This window comes from Desulfosporosinus paludis (assembly GCF_045689965.1).
GTDB lineage: Bacteria > Bacillota > Desulfitobacteriia > Desulfitobacteriales > Desulfitobacteriaceae > Desulfosporosinus > Desulfosporosinus paludis.
In genome coordinates this window covers 3,395,180-3,415,153 of sequence record NZ_CP144211.1, presented here as the reverse complement: position 1 = coordinate 3,415,153, position 19,974 = coordinate 3,395,180, and the positions used below count along the sequence as shown (strand labels likewise).

19 protein-coding genes and 2 pseudogenes are annotated in these 19,974 nt (G+C 44.1%); 1 reads left to right on the top strand and 20 read right to left on the bottom strand.

Features of this window, described 5'->3' with window-relative positions; translation table 11 throughout:
* Positions 1 to 13: 13 nt before the first annotated feature.
* The 6 genes and pseudogenes from VZF35_RS17005 to VZF35_RS16980 form a co-directional block, all read right to left on the bottom strand.
* Positions 14 to 637: an XTP/dITP diphosphatase gene (locus VZF35_RS17005; protein WP_407306779.1), complete on the bottom strand. Its 624-nt coding sequence runs from the start codon at positions 635 to 637 to the stop codon at positions 14 to 16.
* Positions 634 to 1,359: a ribonuclease PH gene (gene rph, locus VZF35_RS17000; protein WP_407306777.1), complete on the bottom strand. Its 726-nt coding sequence runs from the start codon at positions 1,357 to 1,359 to the stop codon at positions 634 to 636. The genes VZF35_RS17005 and rph overlap by 4 nt, the downstream gene beginning before the upstream one ends.
* Before the next feature lie 107 nt (positions 1,360 to 1,466).
* Positions 1,467 to 2,392, bottom strand: a pseudogene (locus VZF35_RS16995) (alanine-tRNA synthetase second additional domain-containing protein).
* Between the two features lie 46 nt (positions 2,393 to 2,438).
* Entirely contained in the window at positions 2,439 to 3,143 is a 705-nt protein-coding gene (locus tag VZF35_RS16990) for a heparan-alpha-glucosaminide N-acetyltransferase (RefSeq protein ID WP_407306775.1), read from the bottom strand.
* A gap of 62 nt (positions 3,144 to 3,205) precedes the next feature.
* A complete protein-coding gene (locus tag VZF35_RS16985; protein ID WP_407314670.1) occupies positions 3,206 to 3,880 on the bottom strand; it encodes an O-methyltransferase in 675 nt (224 codons plus the stop codon).
* Positions 3,881 to 3,999: 119 nt separating this feature from the next.
* On the bottom strand, positions 4,000 to 4,224 hold the full coding sequence (locus VZF35_RS16980) for a hypothetical protein (protein WP_407306773.1): 225 nt from the start codon (positions 4,222 to 4,224) through the stop codon (positions 4,000 to 4,002).
* Between the two features lie 2 nt (positions 4,225 to 4,226).
* On the opposite strand from VZF35_RS16980, the gene VZF35_RS16975 reads away from it, so the two are divergent.
* The gene (locus tag VZF35_RS16975; protein ID WP_407306771.1) at positions 4,227 to 4,364 is read left to right on the top strand and encodes a hypothetical protein; all 138 of its coding nucleotides are present in this window, start codon (positions 4,227 to 4,229) and stop codon (positions 4,362 to 4,364) included.
* Between the two features lie 23 nt (positions 4,365 to 4,387).
* Here the strand turns inward: VZF35_RS16975 and VZF35_RS16970 are convergent, their stop codons facing one another.
* The 14 genes and pseudogenes from VZF35_RS16970 to VZF35_RS16905 form a co-directional block, all read right to left on the bottom strand.
* Complete coding sequence (locus VZF35_RS16970; protein ID WP_407314668.1) at positions 4,388 to 5,611, bottom strand: HD domain-containing phosphohydrolase; 1,224 nt, start codon at positions 5,609 to 5,611, stop codon at positions 4,388 to 4,390.
* A 93-nt stretch (positions 5,612 to 5,704) separates the two neighbouring features.
* Positions 5,705 to 6,952, bottom strand: coding sequence for a methyl-accepting chemotaxis protein (locus tag VZF35_RS16965; protein ID WP_407314666.1), 1,248 nt, complete (start codon positions 6,950 to 6,952; stop codon positions 5,705 to 5,707).
* Between the two features lie 259 nt (positions 6,953 to 7,211).
* Entirely contained in the window at positions 7,212 to 7,424 is a 213-nt protein-coding gene (locus tag VZF35_RS16960; RefSeq protein ID WP_407306769.1) for a hypothetical protein, read from the bottom strand.
* Positions 7,425 to 7,526: 102 nt separating this feature from the next.
* Entirely contained in the window at positions 7,527 to 8,084 is a 558-nt protein-coding gene (locus tag VZF35_RS16955) for a Fe-S-containing hydro-lyase (RefSeq protein WP_407306767.1), read from the bottom strand.
* On the bottom strand, positions 8,081 to 8,941 hold the full coding sequence (locus VZF35_RS16950) for a fumarate hydratase (protein WP_407306765.1): 861 nt from the start codon (positions 8,939 to 8,941) through the stop codon (positions 8,081 to 8,083). Before VZF35_RS16950 ends, VZF35_RS16955 begins: the two co-directional genes overlap by 4 nt.
* A gap of 154 nt (positions 8,942 to 9,095) precedes the next feature.
* Complete coding sequence (locus VZF35_RS16945) at positions 9,096 to 12,332, bottom strand: cell wall-binding repeat-containing protein (protein WP_407306763.1); 3,237 nt, start codon at positions 12,330 to 12,332, stop codon at positions 9,096 to 9,098.
* Between the two features lie 367 nt (positions 12,333 to 12,699).
* A pseudogene (gene citG, locus VZF35_RS16940) lies at positions 12,700 to 13,612 on the bottom strand (triphosphoribosyl-dephospho-CoA synthase CitG).
* A gap of 26 nt (positions 13,613 to 13,638) precedes the next feature.
* Positions 13,639 to 14,163: a citrate lyase holo-[acyl-carrier protein] synthase gene (citX, locus tag VZF35_RS16935; RefSeq protein WP_407306761.1), complete on the bottom strand. Its 525-nt coding sequence runs from the start codon at positions 14,161 to 14,163 to the stop codon at positions 13,639 to 13,641.
* 3 nt (positions 14,164 to 14,166) lie between these two features.
* Positions 14,167 to 15,225, bottom strand: coding sequence for a [citrate (pro-3S)-lyase] ligase (gene citC, locus VZF35_RS16930; protein ID WP_407306759.1), 1,059 nt, complete (start codon positions 15,223 to 15,225; stop codon positions 14,167 to 14,169).
* A 15-nt stretch (positions 15,226 to 15,240) separates the two neighbouring features.
* On the bottom strand, positions 15,241 to 16,779 hold the full coding sequence (citF, locus tag VZF35_RS16925) for a citrate lyase subunit alpha (protein WP_407314664.1): 1,539 nt from the start codon (positions 16,777 to 16,779) through the stop codon (positions 15,241 to 15,243).
* A 41-nt stretch (positions 16,780 to 16,820) separates the two neighbouring features.
* Positions 16,821 to 17,723 carry an HpcH/HpaI aldolase/citrate lyase family protein gene (locus tag VZF35_RS16920; RefSeq protein WP_407306757.1) on the bottom strand — a complete coding sequence of 301 codons (903 nt, stop codon included), beginning with the start codon at positions 17,721 to 17,723 and terminating at the stop codon, positions 16,821 to 16,823.
* A 34-nt stretch (positions 17,724 to 17,757) separates the two neighbouring features.
* Positions 17,758 to 18,021 carry a citrate lyase acyl carrier protein gene (citD, locus tag VZF35_RS16915; protein ID WP_407306755.1) on the bottom strand — a complete coding sequence of 88 codons (264 nt, stop codon included), beginning with the start codon at positions 18,019 to 18,021 and terminating at the stop codon, positions 17,758 to 17,760.
* 72 nt (positions 18,022 to 18,093) lie between these two features.
* Positions 18,094 to 18,879, bottom strand: coding sequence for an acyl-CoA dehydratase activase (locus VZF35_RS16910; protein WP_407314662.1), 786 nt, complete (start codon positions 18,877 to 18,879; stop codon positions 18,094 to 18,096).
* Positions 18,880 to 18,940: 61 nt separating this feature from the next.
* Positions 18,941 to 19,954: a 2-hydroxyacyl-CoA dehydratase family protein gene (locus VZF35_RS16905; RefSeq protein ID WP_407306753.1), complete on the bottom strand. Its 1,014-nt coding sequence runs from the start codon at positions 19,952 to 19,954 to the stop codon at positions 18,941 to 18,943.
* Positions 19,955 to 19,974: the final 20 nt, after the last annotated feature.

Genomic DNA, 19,974 nt, shown 5'->3' with positions numbered 1-19,974 from the left:
GGCTTAGCGCCAGCTAAGTTTTCTTTATGTTTGTTGACAAATCGCCGCTTCTTAAGTTGTGCAAAATAGGGATCATTTTGCGAAATGCCTGGGCTCTGTGGCTTAAATTATTTTTCTCCGCTAAAGTGAGTTCTGCCATAGTACGGCTGAACTCCGTTACAAAAAACAGTGGGTCATAACCGAACCCATCCGCTCCTCGGCGTTGTCTCATGATCTTTCCTTCGACTGTTCCTTCGGTGAGGTATTCTTCCCTATTCGGAGTTGCCATAATCAAAGCACATCGAAAGCGAGCTGTTCTCTTTTCGTCTGGAATCGTTTCTAAAAGGTCCAGCAGTTTGTCATTGTTGCGTTCATCATCTTTTGGCTCCCCGGCAAAACGAGCAGAAAATACCCCAGGAGCGCCCTCAAGCGCGTCAACTTCCAAACCTGAGTCATCCGCCAGAGCAATTAAACCTGTTCTCTGGACAGCGGCTCTTGCTTTAATTGCAGCGTTCTCAGCAAAGGTTTCTCCATTTTCCTCTACGTCTTCCCAGTCAGGAATATCCCGCAGGGAAACAACTTCAATCCCTTCATCGGCAATCAGATCTTTCAATTCCCGCACTTTCCCCTGGTTTTGGGTGGCTAAGATTATTTTCATGAAGTCGTTTCCACCGCCGATTTCTGAACCTCCATAAGCGAACGGATTCCCTTTTCAGCGAGTTGCAAAAACACGTCGAGATCTGCGCGATCAAACGGAATTTCTTCAGCAGTTCCTTGAATCTCTACAAACTTTCCTGCACCGGTCATGACTACATTCATATCCACTTCTGCTTTGGAATCTTCTTCATAATCTAAGTCTAACACCGGGGTCCCTAGGACCTTGCCGACGGAGACAGCAGCTAAAGTATCCATGATCGGGTTAGCTCTGATCGATTTCTTTTCAAGTAAAAACTGTATAGCGTCAAGCATTGCCACATATGCTCCTGTTATAGATGCGGTTCGTGTCCCGCCATCAGCCTGCAGTACATCGCAATCCAGCCAAATTGTGCGCTCTCCTAATTTTTTCAAATCAACGACGGATCTTAAGGCTCGACCAATTAAGCGTTGGATCTCCATTGTTCGGCCGGTAAGTTTTCCCTTAGTCGCCTCGCGCTGTGTCCTAGTCTGAGTCGCCCGAGGAATCATAGCATATTCCGCAGTCACCCAACCTTTACCCGTCCCTTTTTGAAAAGGAGGTACTTTTTCTTCGATACTAGCCGTACACAGCACCCTTGTTTCTCCAATTTCGATGAGTACCGAACCTTCCGGTACATTTGTAAACTGTCGCGAAATTTTAATAGGGCGCAAAGTATCTGCGGCCCGACCATATGAACGTTGCATAATGAAATCCTAACCTTTCTAACACAATCATTTAACTAGTTTAGTTTACCAGAATGGCTAAAAAAATGCCAATTTTACACAGCCTAATTCCACACAAATTACTCACCTTATTGCTCTTGATTCCTTCCCCCAAATAAATCGATAGAGCGTGTGGGCATCGCCGCCTCTCCCACAATCCCAGCTATAGTATACAAGCGTGCAATTGGATCAAAGCGGAATTCCTTTAAAAGATGAAACCCTTTGATCTCACTTGTTCGCCGAATATGAATGCGCGGACCTGTACAAGGATACATCATTTGTCCGACTCGGATATGTTCATCGTCGGCGAAACAAATCGGCAAATCCGCCCTGATTAAGTCTAGGACACGTTCTTCCACCAAATCCAGATCAATGTCTGGTTTTTCAGGAAGTTCTAAGACAAAGCCATGTTTAATATCACTATGCACTTCAGGTTTTTCCAAACCCATTTCCTCTAAAATCATAGATGTAATATCTTCAGCGCTGTGGGCCATGCGCCGAAATTTTATGGAATCAAAAACAATATCCGCGATACTTTTAGGCTCTGGTCCAAATACGGTAGGTCGTGTAACGATGACTTCTTCCCCAACTCCTATTAAGACTTCTGCATTAGTCCCCAAGTGAGGGTATACAAGATCAAAATGCTCAACGACCACCCGGTGCCCACGGGCAACTGCTTTCTGAATTGCCTCGGCAATTTTCCAAGGCTGAGTGAAGGCAGACTCGAAACGAACATCTAAATGATAGGTGTGACAACGAAAATGCCCACGTTCTGCATCTTCCATTAAGGGTAGCGGCCGAATATTAATACCATCATCATCATTCGTCAGTTCAAGTCCTGGAAACATCCCACGGATAAGCAGGGACTTTCCTGCCCCAGCGTCCCCCACAAACCCAATTAGTTTGTCTTCCGGGCTTAGATAACGTTGCTGAATGTTTGTCCCTAAAAAAAGCAAGCGTTTTCTCCCCGCGGAGCAAAATAAACCGCTTGCATCAAATGTTCATGCACAAACATAGTCACTGCATTCCCTCCTTCTATTTGATTAAACTTTTGAAGCCTTCTAAAACTTCAGGCGGTTAATCATGAAAATGGCAAGCAAGAAAACCGGCTGATGAACCAGATAAATCCCCAAAGAATTCCGGCTCAACCATTGAACCCACTTAGGTACACGTTGAATCGGAACTCTTGTGGTCGATATTGTCTGCAGAGCGTAGAAGCGTCGATACGCCAAAATCCCTAATATGGTTACTGCGAGATAGGGGAAAAGTGGGTAATAATCAATGGTGCTGAAACCTTCATACATAAGGCCTAGGGGGATCAAAAGGTTTGTTTTAACCGCAAGGGTTTCAAACCAAAAACCTAAGCAAGCAATTAAACCAGCTAAGATCGTCAGGCTGCGAGATGACAGTTTCATGAACAACGGAGACAAGATCATCGCTACACCTAGAAAATGCAGAATTCCGAAACGGACATACTCCTCCTGCATAAATAGATACGTCACCGCAGTGATACCCATCCCATAGATCAGGACTTTAAAACCACGCCGAACAGGGAAACGGCTTAGGCCACTTGACAGTCCAGATAATCCAATAAAAAGGAGTGCGGACATCTTACCTATAGTAAACCAAAAAGGAGCTTGATAGTTAATGTTCACTCCGGCAAACTCCTTTAGGTCATAAGCAAAGTGAAAAAGAACCATCAAAACAATGGCCATAGCTCTGAGACTGTCAATCTCCTGATATCGTTGAGTTACAGATCTTCTCATCCCCGGGGACATAATTTGTCTTATCACTTCTTTCTATAATTAAAGCTCTAATTATTGACCGGTTACACTAATTTCTTTTGGCTGACTGACACACCATCTCCGAAAGGCAATACTGTCGTTGTAAAGTCCGGATTTTGGCAAAGTTCCTGCAAAAATTGACGCAGTCCCCCTACCATACGGTCATATTTAGGTGGGAATGTACTATCTGGAACCACCCAACCTCTGAAGAGCACATTGTCAACCACCAATACTCCTCCTGGGATAATTAAGGGGTAAATGAGATTTAAATAATCTAAGTATTCACCTTTAGCGGCATCAATAAAGACAAAATCAAACATCGAAGGCAGCTGGGGAAGAATTTTCCGGGCATCCCCATCTATAGTCGTGATATATTCTCTAAGTTCGGCACGTTCAAAGTACTGAATGGCTCTCGTCAAGCGATCCCTATTCAAGTCGATCGTCGTGACATGTCCCCCATTCTTTTCAACGGCACGAGTTAGCCAGATCGTAGAATATCCAATCGCAGTACCAATCTCTAAAACAGCTCGAGCCCTGCTCATCGTTATCATCAAGTTAAGAAAGTTACCCACCATCGGTGTCACTACTGGAATAGTTTCCTGAAGAGCCTGTTCTTCTATCTCCTTCAACAAAGGGTCTCTTTCTCCCAGCAGTGTTTCAAGATAGCGTTCCATTTCAAAGGGGTAAAACAAACCAATCGCCCTTTCATCAATATACATTATCTCCACTTTACCATAAAACTAGATCAAACGCACTTAAAGAAGCCTTATGTCCATCCCTTGCTACCTCTACTAAGCTCCGAATTGAATGTGACATGGGGACGGCTCTATTTAATACCTTAACAAACTTCGTGAAAGCCATTAGCCCCAATAATCTCACATCGGACGGTGCACATGAAATGTGCCGTCACCCAGCACTCCTCGTCGTCTTCATCGTCTCCCGACCTCAAAGCCGAGACGCAGTGTGACACGAGCGCGACGTCTTTACGCAAGCAGCTCAGCAAACTTCCGTTCAAGCGACCGACCCCAGATACGGGGCGGTGAACACGGTCCCTTCTCGCCATCCTTGGCTTCAGGGACACTCGGCCATCCCTGGCCAGCGGATGTTCACCGCCGCCATAGCGCCATGGATGGCGCTTATGGCGGGAACCCCGCTCCTCAAAGCTGGGAGCTTGAACGGTTAGTTTGCTCTGCGAACGTATGACCGAGCGCTGTGTCACACAAGTCTCACACAAGTCTCTGCCTTGCCAAATTCACTAACTCTGCGTCAACACTGATACCTACACCACGTTGAATTATATCGAGTGCTTCGCCGGCTGACATTGCACGGCGATATGGGCGATCCTCTGTCAGCGCGGCAAACATATCTGCGATGGTCATAAGTCGTGCTCCCACATCGACATCTTTTCCTGTCAAGGCAAAGGGATAACCCCTGCCGTCAAGGCGTTCATGGTGATGGGCAGCCCATTCAACCATCTGAGTCGGAAAACCGGCTTCCGTCAGTAAGCGATGAGTATAATATGTATGTGTTCGGATAACTTCTACTTCGGAAGCATCCAGAGGCCCTTGCTTATCCAAAATCTTTTTGGGTATGGATAGTTTTCCTAAATCATGCAGTAAACCCGCTACGTAGATTTCGTGCCGCTGCTTCTCATCCCAGCCTAATCCGCTAGCTAAATGTTCCACGGTTTCAGCGACTGAGCGCGAATGCCGGGCCGTAAACTGACTCTTTTGGTCGATCAAATCCGCAAAGGTCGCCGCTAACTCATCGGTGAATCCTGTTTCAAGTTCTCTGACCGAGGGCAAATGCCACTTTCCGAATAAAAGTTCTAAAGCAATCTGCAGCAAATCCGACTGCTCAATATCCAACCAAAACGCTTCTTTCTCGGCTACCTGCTCAAATGCTACTGTTACTTCAGGATAAAATAAGATTCCATTTTCCCTGGTTATCCATTGCAGCATTTCGTCTCGTTCTTGACGAGTGTGCCGTCTGCGAGGCAAGCGCAAATCCACCTGATCCGCTAATGATAAGATCCTGGCCATCAAAGGAACTTCATCCGCCGGCACCCGCAATGCGCTACGGGTAGGCGACGGCGTTTCATGATGATATTTGATCGCAGGGGCAAGAATGGCCCCCGACGGAAACCTTTCAACGATGGCTGAACCAACAAGACAATGTTTATTTAGAATCTTTGAATTACCGTAATGAGTTCTAAAACAGCCAAGCGCTCCGATATCATGCAGCAGCCCGGCCAGGGTTAGATGCACTAAATCTTTTTTATTGAGTCCAAGGTTTCGTCCCAAACGCATAGCAATATAGGCCACTCGCTCTCCATGCCGCTGGCCAAGTGCGACCTGAAGCCCACGTTCAATCTCTTCATCCACCAGACTGAGATCAAGTGCACGAGAAAAACTCCACATTCTCCGGATGTAGAAAGCATCCTCAGGCAATTTTTCCACCAATTTAATTAACTCCTTGCTCTTTTAGAATATGGTAAGGGGACGGTCCTCAACGCCGTCCCCTACCCACTCTCGTATACTTCCCTATTCTCTCAGTCCCATCTGGGCGAGTGACGTTGCCGAATTAGCAACATCTTCGGAGGCCGCTCCTATTTGACCTGCTGTCAAGGCCAAGGCGTCGATCTGCTGAGCGATTCCTTGTACTTGTTGAATGCTGGAATTTATGGCCGACATGATCTCGCCGAAACGATTTACCACTTCTCCCGCTTCCACTGCTGCGCTCTGCATAGCATCCGTTGTTTGGATAATTGACTGGTTCACGGCAACCGTATTTTGTTTTGTAATGGCAATGAGGGAACTGATTTCTCGGACAGACTGTTCCGAATGTGTAGCAAGCTTCTTGACCTCTTCGGCAACTACTCCGAAGCCCCGACCGCTATCACCGGCCCGCGCAGCTTCAATGGCGGCATTTAAAGCCAGTAAGTTCGTTTGAGAAGCAATTTCCTTAATCACATCCGTAACAGAGGCAATTCGTGCAGAGCTTTGATCTAACTCGTTCATTTTTTCCTGCATTTCAGAGGTCATACCTGCCAGACGTAAAATAGTTTCTGAAATCATTTGTATTTTACGTGCGCCCTCTTGAGCTAAGGCATCCACTTGACGAGAAAATTCTGCCGCCTCAGAAGCGTTATTGGAGATTTGAGTGGTCGCTTCGTTCATTTCTGCGGCTGAAGCTGCAGTTTCCTCGGAAGTTGCCGCCAAGGCTTGGCTAGCCTCATTAACTCTCCGCTGCAGACTATCGATCTCAAAAAGAGCTTTCTCCAATTCTGCCTTCTTGTCAATCTCATTCATATATGATTGAATATAACTTGCCATAACGACTTGCTGGTCAAAACTCAAGATTCTTTTAAAAGCAAGAGCGGATCGAACGGCCTGATCGGTTTTCTTTCGAAAATACTTAAAGATTCGAGGGATAATTTCATCGCACAATAGCTGATTAGCACTCAAATAATAAAAGGGTGGTAAATTTATCCGATGATGAACTTCGCCGATGATCACCCGCCACTGCATAAACTCCTCGTCAATTTTTTCCGGACATAATGATAATAAGTATTTTTTCATGGTGATTTTCAGCTTTTCTACGGATGAGAATTGGTCAATAATAGCTTTAAGTCCCGGAAGGGTTATAACATGAGCATAGAAATTGCCAACGATCTCATCGACATCCTTCTCTATAACCAGTCGAACCTCTCTTAGGAGTGCCAACTGTTCAGGATCAATTTTCAACAATTGGATCGATTCATTTAAATCAAACTGGTGTAGATGTATCAACAAGATCATCCCTTTCTTTAAATGAGACACAATACAAGCCGAAATTTAAAATAATTCTATATAAACATGACGATTCTATAATCAATCGTCAAAATCCTGCCTCCATTAGAGAATTCCAAGATATTTCTCATAAACAAAAGAGAGCCATTGGGCTCCCTTTCGCTTAGCTGACCTTATTTCTTATCATGTACGTTATTTAGCATTTATTAAGTATTGTGTGAAGACTACCATGTAAGGCCCACTTTTACAGAAATGGACTTCATCCGGCACGTCGGACTTCAGGACGAGAAACGACACGGGAAATAGGTTCACATTCGGTGATCAGCGGTTCTACCGATCCATCAGACATGACCTCGTAAATTTTGACTTCTCCGCCCCCCTTGGTCCATTCATGACAACAGTCTCGACAATAATAACGTTCGCGGCCGATTCGGCCTACCTCACGTGCGCCACAAAAAGGGCAACTATTCATGCTCCAGCAACTCCTATCAAGGATTTCCAGTATTATCTTATTATATCGTAAAATCCTTATTTGTTCCTTAAGAATTTGTGAAGCTTTTGTGACCTTTTGAGGTTAATCCTTTCTATATTGGGCTTTCCCGCTTTCATAAAGATTTACGCCTTTATGATCAATGATTACGATGACTGGAAAGTCTTTTACGACTAAACGTCTGACTGCTTCTGGTCCCAGCTCAGGGTAAGCAATCATTTCGGCTGAGACGATACGTTTTGCTATGAGGGCGCCTGCCCCGCCAATTGCCCCGAAATAAACGGCACCGTGTTCTTTCATAGCTTCTATGACATCTGTACTACGCAGCCCCTTGCCAATCATCCCTGTTAACCCTTGGGCAATTAATTTGGGAGAATAAGCATCCATCCGACCACTTGTTGTTGGTCCAGCCGACCCGATCACTTGTCCTTCTTTGGCGGGTGTCGGTCCGACGAAATAAATGATTTGATCTTTCACCTCAAAGGGCAGTTCCTGGCCTTGCTCCAGAGCTTCGATCATTTTCTTATGAGCGGCATCCCGCCCTGTGTAAATCACACCACTGATCAAGACGTTATCTCCTGCTTGTAATTCCTTGAGTTTTTCCTGAGTCAGGGGAGTTTCAAGGTGTTTTGCTTCACTCATTTGCTCTCCCTCCCATGCAAAGTGATTTCCTTATGGCGCGTAGCGTGACAGCCTATATTCACAGCAACAGGCATGCCTGCAATATGCGTAGGATATACTTCTAAGTTAACAGCTAAGGCAGTCGTTACTCCGCCAAACCCTTGGGGACCTATGCCTAAACGATTAATACGCTTAAGCAATTCTTCTTCGATCTTCGCTAGACGCTCTTCCTGATTATGTTTCCCCACTTCCCGCAGTAAGGCTTTCTTGGCCAAAAAAGTCGCTTTTTCCATTGTCCCGCCTACCCCTACTCCAACAATAATCGGAGGGCAAGGGTTTCCGCCCGCTCGATCGACGGTATCTACAACAAATTGCATAGCACCTTCTAGCCCTTCAGACGGCTTACACATCTTTAACCCACCCATATTTTCACTTCCAAAGCCTTTAGGAGCAACGACAAGGCGCAGAGTATCTCCGGACACGATATCATAATGGATGATTGCTGGTGTGTTATCCCCGGTATTTACGCGATCAAAAGGATCTTTAACGACAGACTTACGCAAAAATCCCTTTTCATATCCCTGACGAACTCCTTCGTTAATCGCCTCAGTAAGCCCTCCGCCGACCACGTGCAGGTCCTGACCGATTTCAACAAAGAATACTGCCATCCCAGTATCTTGACACATAGGAACCCGTTCGTCATGAGCAATTTCAGCATTTTCTATAAGACGTTCCAACACTTCCCGACCTAAAGGAGAAGCTTCATCTTTAAGTGCTTTTTGAAAACCTGTCATAATGTCCGAGCCCAAGTCATAGTTTGCTTTCATACAAAGTTCTTGGACAGCTGAAACAATGTCATCGACGTGTATTTCCTTCATTCTGTCTGCCCCCTAATTGCAGATTCTATTTTTTAGAATATTTAGCATAATGTGACTATTCCTAAATCTATTGTTAATATTACTTCTGAATCTTACCTAAGGTAATCCTAAAATTCAACTTGTATCTGTTGCAACAGCTAGATGCGTAATAAATTTACGAATTTGTTTTCGCGTAAGCAATCGGCGAATACGGGCCTGAACCAGTACTGTTTACCGCCTGTACTTTGTAATAATAGGTAGTATCTGCCCAAAGACCGGTATTATTATAACTGGTAGTAGTCACCGTCGCAATATGAGTATACGTTCCGGTGGACGAAGTTGCCCCGTAAATATAGTAAGAAGTTGCTCCGCTTACCGAATCCCAAGTAAGGTTTATTTGACTGGAACTAACGGTCGATGCTGTAAGGTATATAGGTGCGGATAGCGTGTTCGATACATCTGATGCTCCATTCAGAGTGGTTAAAGTACTATCTGGTACAACAACAGTTCCCCCAAAAATAACTTCTTTCTTGATATTGCCCATTATGCTTCCGAAATAATCGATTGTTGACTGTTCTACAGGATTGCTTACTAAGAAAAGCGGGGAATTTGTCACTGAAGCCAACGCCGAACCGGACAAAGCGTCGGCAAAGTTTTCACCAGTGGAAATATAGCATGTACTAAAATCAAGATCATTAGCAAATTCTTTTATTACACTAATGTTTGTTTCATATTTATCGGTTCCGCTAAGTCGCTTGGGAGATGGAAGCTGATTAAAGACACTGTCACTTATTACGCCTGTCCCACCTACAACATAGGAGCTTTGAATACTTTTTAAATATGTTTTTACACTGCTGGGGAGAGTGTCCTTAGGAGTTAGAAGGATTGGCATTTGCTTCATGGCAGCAATAGAGGCTATTGACAAGGCATCAGAAAAACTTTCGCCGCTGGCAACAACTGCTTGGTTAACTTGTCCCATCGCTTGAGCAATTTTAACGGATGTTTCATAGCTGTCATTTCCCGCGATTCTCGTCACTTCTATTCCCATGTTTTTGATGGTTTGCTCAACATCAGAGGAAATAACACCTACTCCGCCTACAATAAAGACCTCTTTCACTTTTAAACGCGAGAGCTGAGCCTTCGTTTGATCGTTCAAGGTATCCATCTCTGTTAGCAATAACGGTGCATTATATTTTTGAGCAAGCGGGGCACTGCATAAAGCGTCAGAAAAATTCTCCCCACTTACAATAATGGCATAGTAAGACGTATTCCATTCTTTAGCCACCTCTGCAGAGGTACCATACATGTCTACTCCAGCCAATCGTTCTGAAGGGATTTGGGAAGTATTAGATGTGGGAGTGTTGTCCGACCCAGTAGTCGCTGCATTAACTATTGACGAAAAAGAGCTTAATCCAGAACTGCCCACGGCTTGAATTTCGTAGTAATACGTGGTATTTAGCGCCAGGCTGGAATCCGTATAATATGGAGTTGTAACTGTAGCAATATTAGAATAAGTATCTGAAGGTGAGGTTGATCTGTAAACGTAATAGGACGTTGCATTACTTACAGGACTCCAGGTCAGATAGATCTGATTGTTGCTGACAGCCGTCGCTGTGACGTTTGTCGGTGCTGGCATAACATCGTTCGTAATAGTCGTCGTCGCACTTACTATGGTAGAATCCGAGCTTGTCCCGGTACTGCCCACTGCCACTACTTTGTAATAATAAGCAATGTTCGGTGATAAGCCGGAATCTGTAATACTGGTAGTTGTCGGCACACCAATAATGCTGTAGCTTCCGGAATACGAGGTCGCCCTGTAGACATTATAATAAGTTGCACTACTTACAGGATCCCAGCTTAAGTATATTTGACTGCTGCTTGCAGTCGTAGCTGTAACATTGACCGGGGCCGGCAAAGCGCCGTTCGAAGTAGTCGTTGTTGCATAAACTATCGCAGAATCTGGGCTCGACCCGGTATTTCCTACAGCCTCAACTTTATAATAATAAGTAGTATTCGCTGACACGGTCGAATCCGTATAATTTGCAGTTGTCGGCACACCCACAATAGTATACGTTCCAGTTAGTGAGGTGGACCGGTAGACAGAATAGTAAGTTGCATAACTGACTGGGTACCAGTTCAGGTACACTTGGTTGCTGCTGATAACCGTAGCTGTAAAATTTGTCGGAGCTGACATAGCACTGCTGGAAATAGTCGTTGTCGCATTAACTATGGCCGAATCAGAGCTTGTTCCGGCGCTGCCCACAGCCTGTAATTTATAATAGTAAGTAGTGTTTGCTGTCACACTGGAATCTGTATAATTAGTCGTTGTCGGTACACCTACAATGGAATAAGTTCCATACGGCGATGTTGACCTGTAGACATAATAGTAGGTCGCGTAACTTACAGAATCCCAAGTCAGGTAGATCTGATTGATGCTTGCAACTGTAGCCGTAACATCCGTTGGTGCTGAAGGAATACTGTTGGAAGCGGTTGTTGTCGCATAGACTATAGAAGAATCCGGACTTGTTCCGGCGCTGTTTACAGCTAGTACTTTGTAATAGTAAATGGTATTCTGGGGCACATTGGAATCTGTATAATTTGTCGTTGTCGGCACGGCAATACTGGTGAAAGGTCCAGATGGAGAGGTTGCTCTGTAGACATAATAATACGTTGCATAACTTACAGGGTTCCAGCTCAGGTAGATCTGGTTGCTGCCTGATACCGTAGCTGCTAGATTTGTCGGCGCTGATGGGAGTCCTCCAGTCGAATTAGTCGTTGTCGCATAAGCTATAGAAGAATATGAGCTTACACCGCCACTACTCACGGCCTGTACTTTGTAATAATAAGTAGTATTCAGTGATAAGCCAGTATCGGTATAACTTGTGGTTGTTGGCATTCCGACAACGGAATAAGTTCCGGATGCCGAAGTCGCTCTATAGACATAATAGGAGGTTGCATAACTTACAGAATTCCAAGTCAGGTAGATCTGACTGCTGCCTGCAACCGTAGCCGTGAGATTTGCTGGAGCCGACAGAGTACTGCCAGAACTAGTAGTTACTGCATAAACTATAACCGAATCTGCGCTCACTCCAAGACTGTTTGCAGCCAGAACTTTGTAATAAAAGGCAGTGCCCGGTGACAAACTGGAATCAGTATAGCTAGAGGTAGAGGTAGTTGGCGTAGCAATAATGGAATAATTTCCTGATGGCGAGGTAGCCCTATAAATATAGTAGCCGGTAGCGTCACTTACAGGGTTCCAGGTCAAGTATATTTGGGTGCTGCTGACCGCTGAAGCTGTAAGATTCGTTGGCGCTGATGGAGTTGTCAACGCTAAACTGCTTTTCGGAAATATTACAGTTGACATCAATAAGCAAAGTACTATGATCATTAATTTGAGATTATGCCTTTTCATTAATTTGCCCCCTTAATTTTAAAGTAATTTTGATCATCCCCTCTAGATCAGCTTATCACTAGCTTGTGTCTCTTTTCCTTATTCCAAAGTTTAATGTCACCTGCTTATTCAATTATGTATATAGGAAGAACTTCCGTGAAAGTCAGTCAAAACAATAACCTATTACTTATCACAGATTTTATCTAAATTGAGATAGCTTAATGCCACAATTTAAACAAACATTGGATGTATTATTCTTGTTCCAATGTGCATAATCCTTCCTAGTTTAAGTAACATTTTTAATTTAAAGTGATTTCCCCGCGCAAACAGAACAAGGCTAGAACTAATACTTCTAGCCTCATTTTAAATCGTTGGACTGTATACTCCTTTAGAAAGCCTCAAACACGTCCCAACAACTTTCTAAAAGATCCAGAAAAACGGTAACTCCTAACAAATCGGCACTTCCACCCGGGCTGATTTTGCGTCGACAAAAGTCCTCTTCCATTTGATCAATCGCTTGCAGCCCTGCAGCCGTTCTTACGCCTCCTACGGAAATGATCCGTTTAGCCCTTCCCTGAACTTCTTTCAAAGTCTCGTAGGAGTGTCGATGTAAAATCGTTGTATCCTCGCAAAACTGCATAATGGCTAATAAGGTTTGCACTAACCTCAAATTTTTGCTTAGCTCAAGATTTTCTTTATAGAATCTCAAAGACATGTCAAAAACCGTGGGAAATCCTCTTTCGGCCTCCCCGGATCCCTTCAATCTTATGGCTTAAAAAGAGTCTTTCACCGTGGGTCAGCGAAGAAGCAGAGGTGTTTTCCAACTCTCGAACTCTTGAATGTAATTCCTTTTCCACTAAACCCTCGGTCATCTGCTGAATTATTCTCTGCAGTGATGAGAAGGGAACGCCCGAGTGAAAAGCTTTCCCTCCGGCGGCACAGCAAATTCCTAATGAAAAAAGTGTTCCCTTATGAGTATTGATTCCTGAAGTTTTATGAAACATTTGTTGCTCACCCAATTGTCCGATCTGCCTAATTTGCTCGAAGATTTCCTTAGGGCTATTGGAAGAAAGCCCTGCCTCAGCGCAATGAAGCAAAGGGCCAATCAGAGCGGCGGCACTATCTAAAAAGGTGAAGTAATCCATATCACTATGTGCTCCGCTGGACCTTCTTGAAACCAGCCCGGGCGATGGATTACAGGAAGCTTCATAGAGGATTGCTTGTACTGCCAGACTTGCTATGTTGATTGCTTGATCACCGATACCGCCGTGTCTTCCCACGCTCACTTCTGATTTCTCCATTTCATTACAATGGTTTCCCTATTTCCTCAGATTTCACTCAGAGTCCCTAGGTTCCTATATTCCCTGAATTTACTTTCAATATAGTCGATAACCTCACGCTCACTATGTCGTCTTGCTCTTACGCAATGCTGAGCATAGTCCTCACAAAGATAGCATTTTCTTCTGAAAAACCCAAGCTCCAGCCTGCTTATGCCTTTACCCAGGCTATCATAAACATCCACATCTAAACATCGTCCAAGAACATGTTCTTCCTCCAGGTTAATCGCGGCTCTCTTTAAAGCTATAACATCTTCCGCTACTGCAGCCATAAAAACCGGACCCTCCGCCCCTTGCTGCAAAGACTTAAAACATATTTTTTCCCCGAATATCTTATAGATCAAAGCACTCATATCTTGAATAATCTTCAGTGTCAGATCATTCATTTTCTTTAGCCCAGGGTAGTTAACTCTCATAACTAACAATGGGGTGTTATAGTGTTCTATGAGTTTTTTTATACGATTAACACGTGCTTCCCTGGAAGCGAGCAGTTCATCGGCTGTATATTCCCTCATTACTTATTGCAGAGAGGAACTGCTATTTAACCTCTCCACGATCTCCTTTCCAAGGTTTGACCTAAGAAATTTCAAAGTTGCCTCAGGCAGAAGTTTATCCAAATGACCATGTTGAGCCTGAATATCCTTTTGTTTTAAAAGCTCACGAATCCTTGAAGCGCTAATAGGAGCATCCTGCCATAACCTCCTCTTCACTTCATATAATTTCACTCCATAGTTCGGAAGAACGCTTTTTAGGGCCTCATTGTACGCCTTGGTAACTCGGCAATAAGGCTCTTCCCCTACGTATCTCTTAGTGATATTCAAGCGCCTACAAAAGTACTTACCGAAAATTGAAGCATCCAGCTCTGTATAAGCTCTGAGCCGTTCCCCTTCTTCTTTCAGAAAGTAAGAAGGAAACGTAGCGGAGGATATCATATATTCTCCACTAGGTAAAACCTTAACATTTTTCAAATGTCCTGTTCCCTTGACTGCCATTTCATACCTGGCCTCGAAAGGGAATAAAGACTGATCTTCTTCAACAATAAAAACAAGCACCTCGTCATTATTCTTAGCTGCTTCCTCGATTAAATATTGATGTCCCAGGGTGAAGGGATTACAATTCATGACCAAAGCAGCCTTTTCACCTTCCCCAATATTATAATTCTTTTTCATTTTTTCTAAGGTACTATCGATATCGTAAAGGCCATTTTCCAGAAGTGTTACATCTGGGGTGCTATGAATCAGTTTAAAATTAAAGGCGGCAAAAACACGAATATTAGAAGGTTTCGTAAAGATAAAGCTATGGTATATACCTTGACTAAAGAGCTTATCGATCAACGCGGAAATCAAGAGGGAGGTTATTCCTTCACCCCTTTGCTCCTTAGCCACCGCAAAGCATTTTAAGACATTCTTAGCTTTTGAACAAGTAGCAATAATGGAGGATAACGATCCATTCCTTACAACAACCGTGTAATCTACATCACGATCTAAAATTAAATCATACCCCTGGAGAAAGGCTTCAACTTCCTGTCGTTCCAATGGATCATTTAAGTTAACCCATTCCGGGCTTTGTTCATACATCGTGGTTTTCTCTCCTTAAGGAACCTTCCTTACGACGTCTATAACAGTACCATCCCGATATTCCACAACAGCTACAATCTTCTCTGAAGTTTGAATTGGTTTTGGCGTTCCGGTGATTCTCTCCGCCAAAGTTTTCAGATCATTGATAGTTACCAGAGGAAGCTTTGTTTTACTCAGCTTTTCGATTAGATCTTCTCTTTTCGGATTGACAGCGATTCCCCGTTCCGTCACGACAACATCAATGCTTTCCCCAGGTGTTGTCACTGTCATAACCTGATCCTTGATAATCGGGAGCCGAGCCTTCATCAGATTCGTTACAACAATAGCAAGTTTAGCACCGGCCGCCGTATCGCTATGTCCTCCGGAACCACCCATGATCACTCCATTTGAGCCTGTCGTAACATTAACATTAAAGTCAAGATCAATTTCTGTAGCCCCCAGAATCATGATATCTAGGTTGTTAACGACCGCTCCTTTAGTATGAGGATTCCCATACATGGAAGCGGACATAAATTGGTGCCTAACATCATTCCTATAGGACTCAATCGCTTTCAAATCAAAGCATTGAACATCAAAGAGGGTTCTAAACAATCCCTCTTCTAACATTTCCACAAGATATCCTGTAATTCCACCCGCCGCGAAGCTTCCGACCACACGATCCTGACGCATGATCGTCGTCAGCTCTGCGGCGACTGCCAGAGAAGTTCCTCCTGCTCCTGTCTGAAAAGACATTCCATCTTTCACTAAACCGGAAGCTTTCATCACTTCGGCCGCCATTTTAGCGATTCTCAAGGCTACAGGGTCCTTGGTGATTTTGGTGGTCCCGGAAATAATCCCCTCAGGATCTCCAATGGATTCAACCTGAACCACACAATCGACATAAATCTGGCTTATTTCAATCGGACAAGCCGGATAGCTCACTAAATTGTCTGTAACAGCGACCGTTTTTGCAGCGTACTCCGCATCTGAAACGGCATACCCTAAGGTTCCGCAAGCAGACTTACCATGAACACCATTAATATTGCCGTAGGTATCTGCAGTTGGAGCCGCTAGAAAAGCCACATCAATGTTCAGATCTCCGCTTTCAAGGGCTCTCGCTCGCCCTCCATGAGTCTGCATCACGGCAGGTTTTTTTAATTTGCCCTGCGATATCGCTTCAGCAACAGGTCCTGATATGTAGTTTGCCACGAGTCCGGTTACCACTTGATTTTCCATATGTTTAACGAGAGGTTCATGAATTGGAAAAATGGAACTGGCAGCAACGGTCAAATCCTTAATCCCCCGCTTGGCTAGTGCTTCCATAACCATATTCAGAACATAATCTCCGTTTCTCAAATGATGATGAAAGGAGATCGTCATGCCATCCCTTATCTTGAGTTTATCTAAAGCTTCTTCCAAACCTTTCATAACCTTTTGCTCATTAGGAAACACACTCGTCAAGGCAACGGCTTTTCTTGTCTTCAACCTGCTGTCACTGGACGCGCCTAGGAAAGGCTTAACCTCTCCATACCCGTCGATATAGTCGGGAAGCTCTCGTCCTAAAATCGTTTTAATGGTCTTTGGCTCACTGCCCGCGTTTGTCGATCTAAGCGTTTTCATTGTTCTCCTTTCTCTAAAGAAAACTCGGCGATAAGTCCTAGCCTTTGGCCAAGCTCCATCGTTGTTATTGCTCTATTGATGACAGGAGCATCAACCATTTTACCATCTAAAGAGAATACGCCTTTGCCTTCTTTCGCTGCTTCCTTCTGAGCAGCCAGAACCCTCAAGGCATACTTCAACTCTGCTTCAGTCGGTGCAAATACTGAGTGAATAACATCAATCTGTCTTGGATTAATCGCGGCTTTTCCTGTTAATCCCAGGCTTTTTGCCTTAGCCGTATCCATTGTTAGTCCCTCAACATCATTCGTATCTGTAAATGGGGTATCAATAGCATCTACCTTCAAGGCCTTACAAACTGTCGCTACCCTATTACGTGCATAAAAGATTTCCTCGCCCTCTTTTGTTCTTTTGATTCCCAGATCCGAGGTTAAATCTTCCCCTCCCAATAAAACCCCTACAACTCGTTGTGAGGCCTTAATTATAGAGGAAACATTTTCGAGTCCGAGGGCAGTTTCTACTAAAGCAATAAGCTTAATGCTTCCTGCCACAAAACCTTTCTCTTGTTCAATAGCGGCCAACATATTATCAACAAGCTTTATTTGCTCTTCTTCCGCTTTAGGGATCAACAAAGCATCTGGATTAACTCTGGCAATGACATCGACATCCGCAGCCCCAAGTTCCGTATCCAGGGGATTGACCCTTACCACCACTTCAACCTGGGAGTAATCTATGTTTTTTATGGCTTCTCTTACTAGAATTCTGGCGCTGTCCTTTTCAGTAAGACTAACCGCATCTTCCAAATCCAAAATAATTGAATCTGCTCCGAGAATCGCTGCATCTTGAAGCATACCCGGATTATTGCCGGGCATAAACAGCATTGATCTTCTAAGTTTCTGCATTTAATTCACCTCGGCTAGTTGTTGTAGGTATCGACTAAAGTGCTCGTTTAAGAGCTGTCTCTACCCTAGCGCTAATCGTATAATTCAAGGCTCCCTTATCTTGAGCCTTAATTGTGATCCCCACAATTCCCATTTCCTGCACCTTATTTAAGATTACTTGCCTTATTTCATCCCCAAACTGCTGCATGACGATGCTTTCGAGCTCAAGCTCGACACTTTCCGAATCATTGGGCATCACCATGATAAGAATATCATTGGATTCAAGGGTACCCGCTTTAGCAATTTTTGTTATAACCATTGAACTCACCTTCATTTTATCTATGTAATAAATGCTTATTCCTGATAAGCTTTTTTAGCCAACGGGCAATAATTACAGAAGGTCACAACCCTCAATGCAGCAGCCAATTGCTCCATTAAACTGAGGTTCCTGGGGTATCACAATCTGCTTGCCGGTGCCCTCTTCCAAAAGCTTAGTGACGGCATGATTGTGGGCCACACCTCCAGTAAAGACTAGCACCTCTCCGGCAAAAGAGCGCAGAAGCGGCAATATTCGCTTTACGATGGTTGCGTTAACTCCAGCAGCAAGTTCTGTTAAAGGAAAACCCTCAACAATCTTACCGATAAGTTCACTTTCTCCGAATACTGCACAGGTAGAATTCAACTCTACAGGAGCATCCGAATATTGCCCGAGTTCCTCGAGGGAGACATCGAGAATATGGGCCATATTCTCCAAATAACGCCCGGATGATGCTGCGCACTTATCATTTGTTAAAAAATCGATCATTTTACCCTTACGAACTTGAATAATTTTACTGTCCTGTCCTCCTAAATCAACTAAGGTAAAATCTTTAAGCCCCGTTTGATACATCGCTCCCAGAACATGAGCCTTAAGTTCCGGAATAGCTTCACCTCCGGCAAGTTCCAGGGTATTCCTTCCATAACCGGTCGATACAAGAGCATCAACTTCGGGCAGCCCCATCGCTGCAAAATCCACAACGAGTTTTTCTCCTTGCTTACGTCCATACTCTCGGTAAAAACGGATCGTATCCAAGCTTTCCAAACGCAAGATCTTTAACTGATCCCCTCCACATAAGGACTGAATGAGGGCGATCTTCACACTACGACTCCCCAAATCAATTCCACAAATAGTTTGCATAGACATGTTTGTCGCGATCACACGACGAGCGCACGGCTGAACAAGTGTCTCGCGACTCTCCTTACTCTTTCAGCATACTTAAAAATGACTCTATCCTCATTTTGCTCCGCGCATCCAAGCCTGTTGGATTTTCTCCTTCTAACGTCAGAATCGGATAATCCAGCTTTTTTCGAATAATTAAATCCTCGATCTGACGATAACAAAAGCTTTGTGTATAGTGGATGATTCCGTCCAATTGACGTCGCTCCGCTTCACAAGCAATATCCTCAAGTCTGAAAAAGACTTGATAAGGGTAGGTATATAATCGATACTGTTCAATAACATCACTCGTCTGAAAAGGCATGGAAAACTGTCTTTGTACTTCATTAAAGACGACTCGAGCCCCATGAGTTTCCACAAAATCGTATAACTCCGGGAAAATCGGCGGGACCCCAATAAACCCCAAACGAATTTCCCGTGCTTTTTTTCGTGATTGGGAACGATTGATTTCAGACAAAGGCTCTCTCTGGTGAACTTTTTGAATGAATTCTTCCATCTCCCGAGTAAAGCCTTCCGGATCACCGTTGAAATCCGAACAGGAGACTTGGTAGAGGTGATTTTCAAAACCACTTACCCTATTCTCTTCCCAGGTCAGGCGGTCAATCTCCCAAGCCAAGGCACGAACTTGGTCAAGACGTTTTTTTTGCTGATTCACACCTTCCCAAGTCGCTCCTAAAGCTGTGATTAGCTTATCCATTTGCAGACGAAGCATGTCAGGATCACGATCATAAGGAAAGGCAAAAGGGATAATCTGGATACCCTCAACCTCCCAAGTCTCCATCAAAGCATGCGTATTGCTGCAATCTCCTTGGGTGACAGCTACAATTTGCTGAATTTCAGGGTTATGCAGGGCCGTGGAATACAATCCCTTAATCCAACCACATACATTCCTGGGAAAACCGGCAAGTTCGGCATCTTCCACTGAGCTCATGGCTTGGGGATTCGTAATGAAAATGTTGTTTAAATCTATGGGGATCTCCCCCGCTGCATAAATAACTTCAACAGGTATCGTTGTTGTTAAACCAATTTTGCCCATAATGACTATCTTCTCCTTAC

Excerpts from the sequence above, each read along its gene's own strand:
- VZF35_RS16980 (WP_407306773.1), bottom strand. The coding sequence starts at position 4,224 with ATGGCGAGAAGGGACCGTGTTCACCGCCCCGTATCTGGGGTCGGTCGC.
- VZF35_RS16990 (WP_407306775.1), bottom strand. The coding sequence starts at position 3,143 with ATGAGAAGATCTGTAACTCAACGATATCAGGAGATTGACAGTCTCAGA.
- VZF35_RS16960 (WP_407306769.1), bottom strand. The coding sequence starts at position 7,424 with ATGAATAGTTGCCCTTTTTGTGGCGCACGTGAGGTAGGCCGAATCGGC.
- VZF35_RS17005 (WP_407306779.1), bottom strand. The coding sequence starts at position 637 with ATGAAAATAATCTTAGCCACCCAAAACCAGGGGAAAGTGCGGGAATTG.
- citD (WP_407306755.1), bottom strand. The coding sequence starts at position 18,021 with ATGGTTATAACAAAAATTGCTAAAGCGGGTACCCTTGAATCCAATGAT.
- citX (WP_407306761.1), bottom strand. The coding sequence starts at position 14,163 with ATGAGGGAATATACAGCCGATGAACTGCTCGCTTCCAGGGAAGCACGT.
- rph (WP_407306777.1), bottom strand. The coding sequence starts at position 1,359 with ATGCAACGTTCATATGGTCGGGCCGCAGATACTTTGCGCCCTATTAAA.
- VZF35_RS16955 (WP_407306767.1), bottom strand. The coding sequence starts at position 8,084 with ATGAGTGAAGCAAAACACCTTGAAACTCCCCTGACTCAGGAAAAACTC.
- VZF35_RS16985 (WP_407314670.1), bottom strand. The coding sequence starts at position 3,880 with ATGTATATTGATGAAAGGGCGATTGGTTTGTTTTACCCCTTTGAAATG.
- VZF35_RS16950 (WP_407306765.1), bottom strand. The coding sequence starts at position 8,941 with ATGAAGGAAATACACGTCGATGACATTGTTTCAGCTGTCCAAGAACTT.
- VZF35_RS16920 (WP_407306757.1), bottom strand. The coding sequence starts at position 17,723 with ATGCAGAAACTTAGAAGATCAATGCTGTTTATGCCCGGCAATAATCCG.
- citC (WP_407306759.1), bottom strand. The coding sequence starts at position 15,225 with ATGTATGAACAAAGCCCGGAATGGGTTAACTTAAATGATCCATTGGAA.
- VZF35_RS16910 (WP_407314662.1), bottom strand. The coding sequence starts at position 18,879 with ATGCAAACTATTTGTGGAATTGATTTGGGGAGTCGTAGTGTGAAGATC.
- VZF35_RS16945 (WP_407306763.1), bottom strand. The coding sequence starts at position 12,332 with ATGAAAAGGCATAATCTCAAATTAATGATCATAGTACTTTGCTTATTG.
- VZF35_RS16905 (WP_407306753.1), bottom strand. The coding sequence starts at position 19,954 with ATGGGCAAAATTGGTTTAACAACAACGATACCTGTTGAAGTTATTTAT.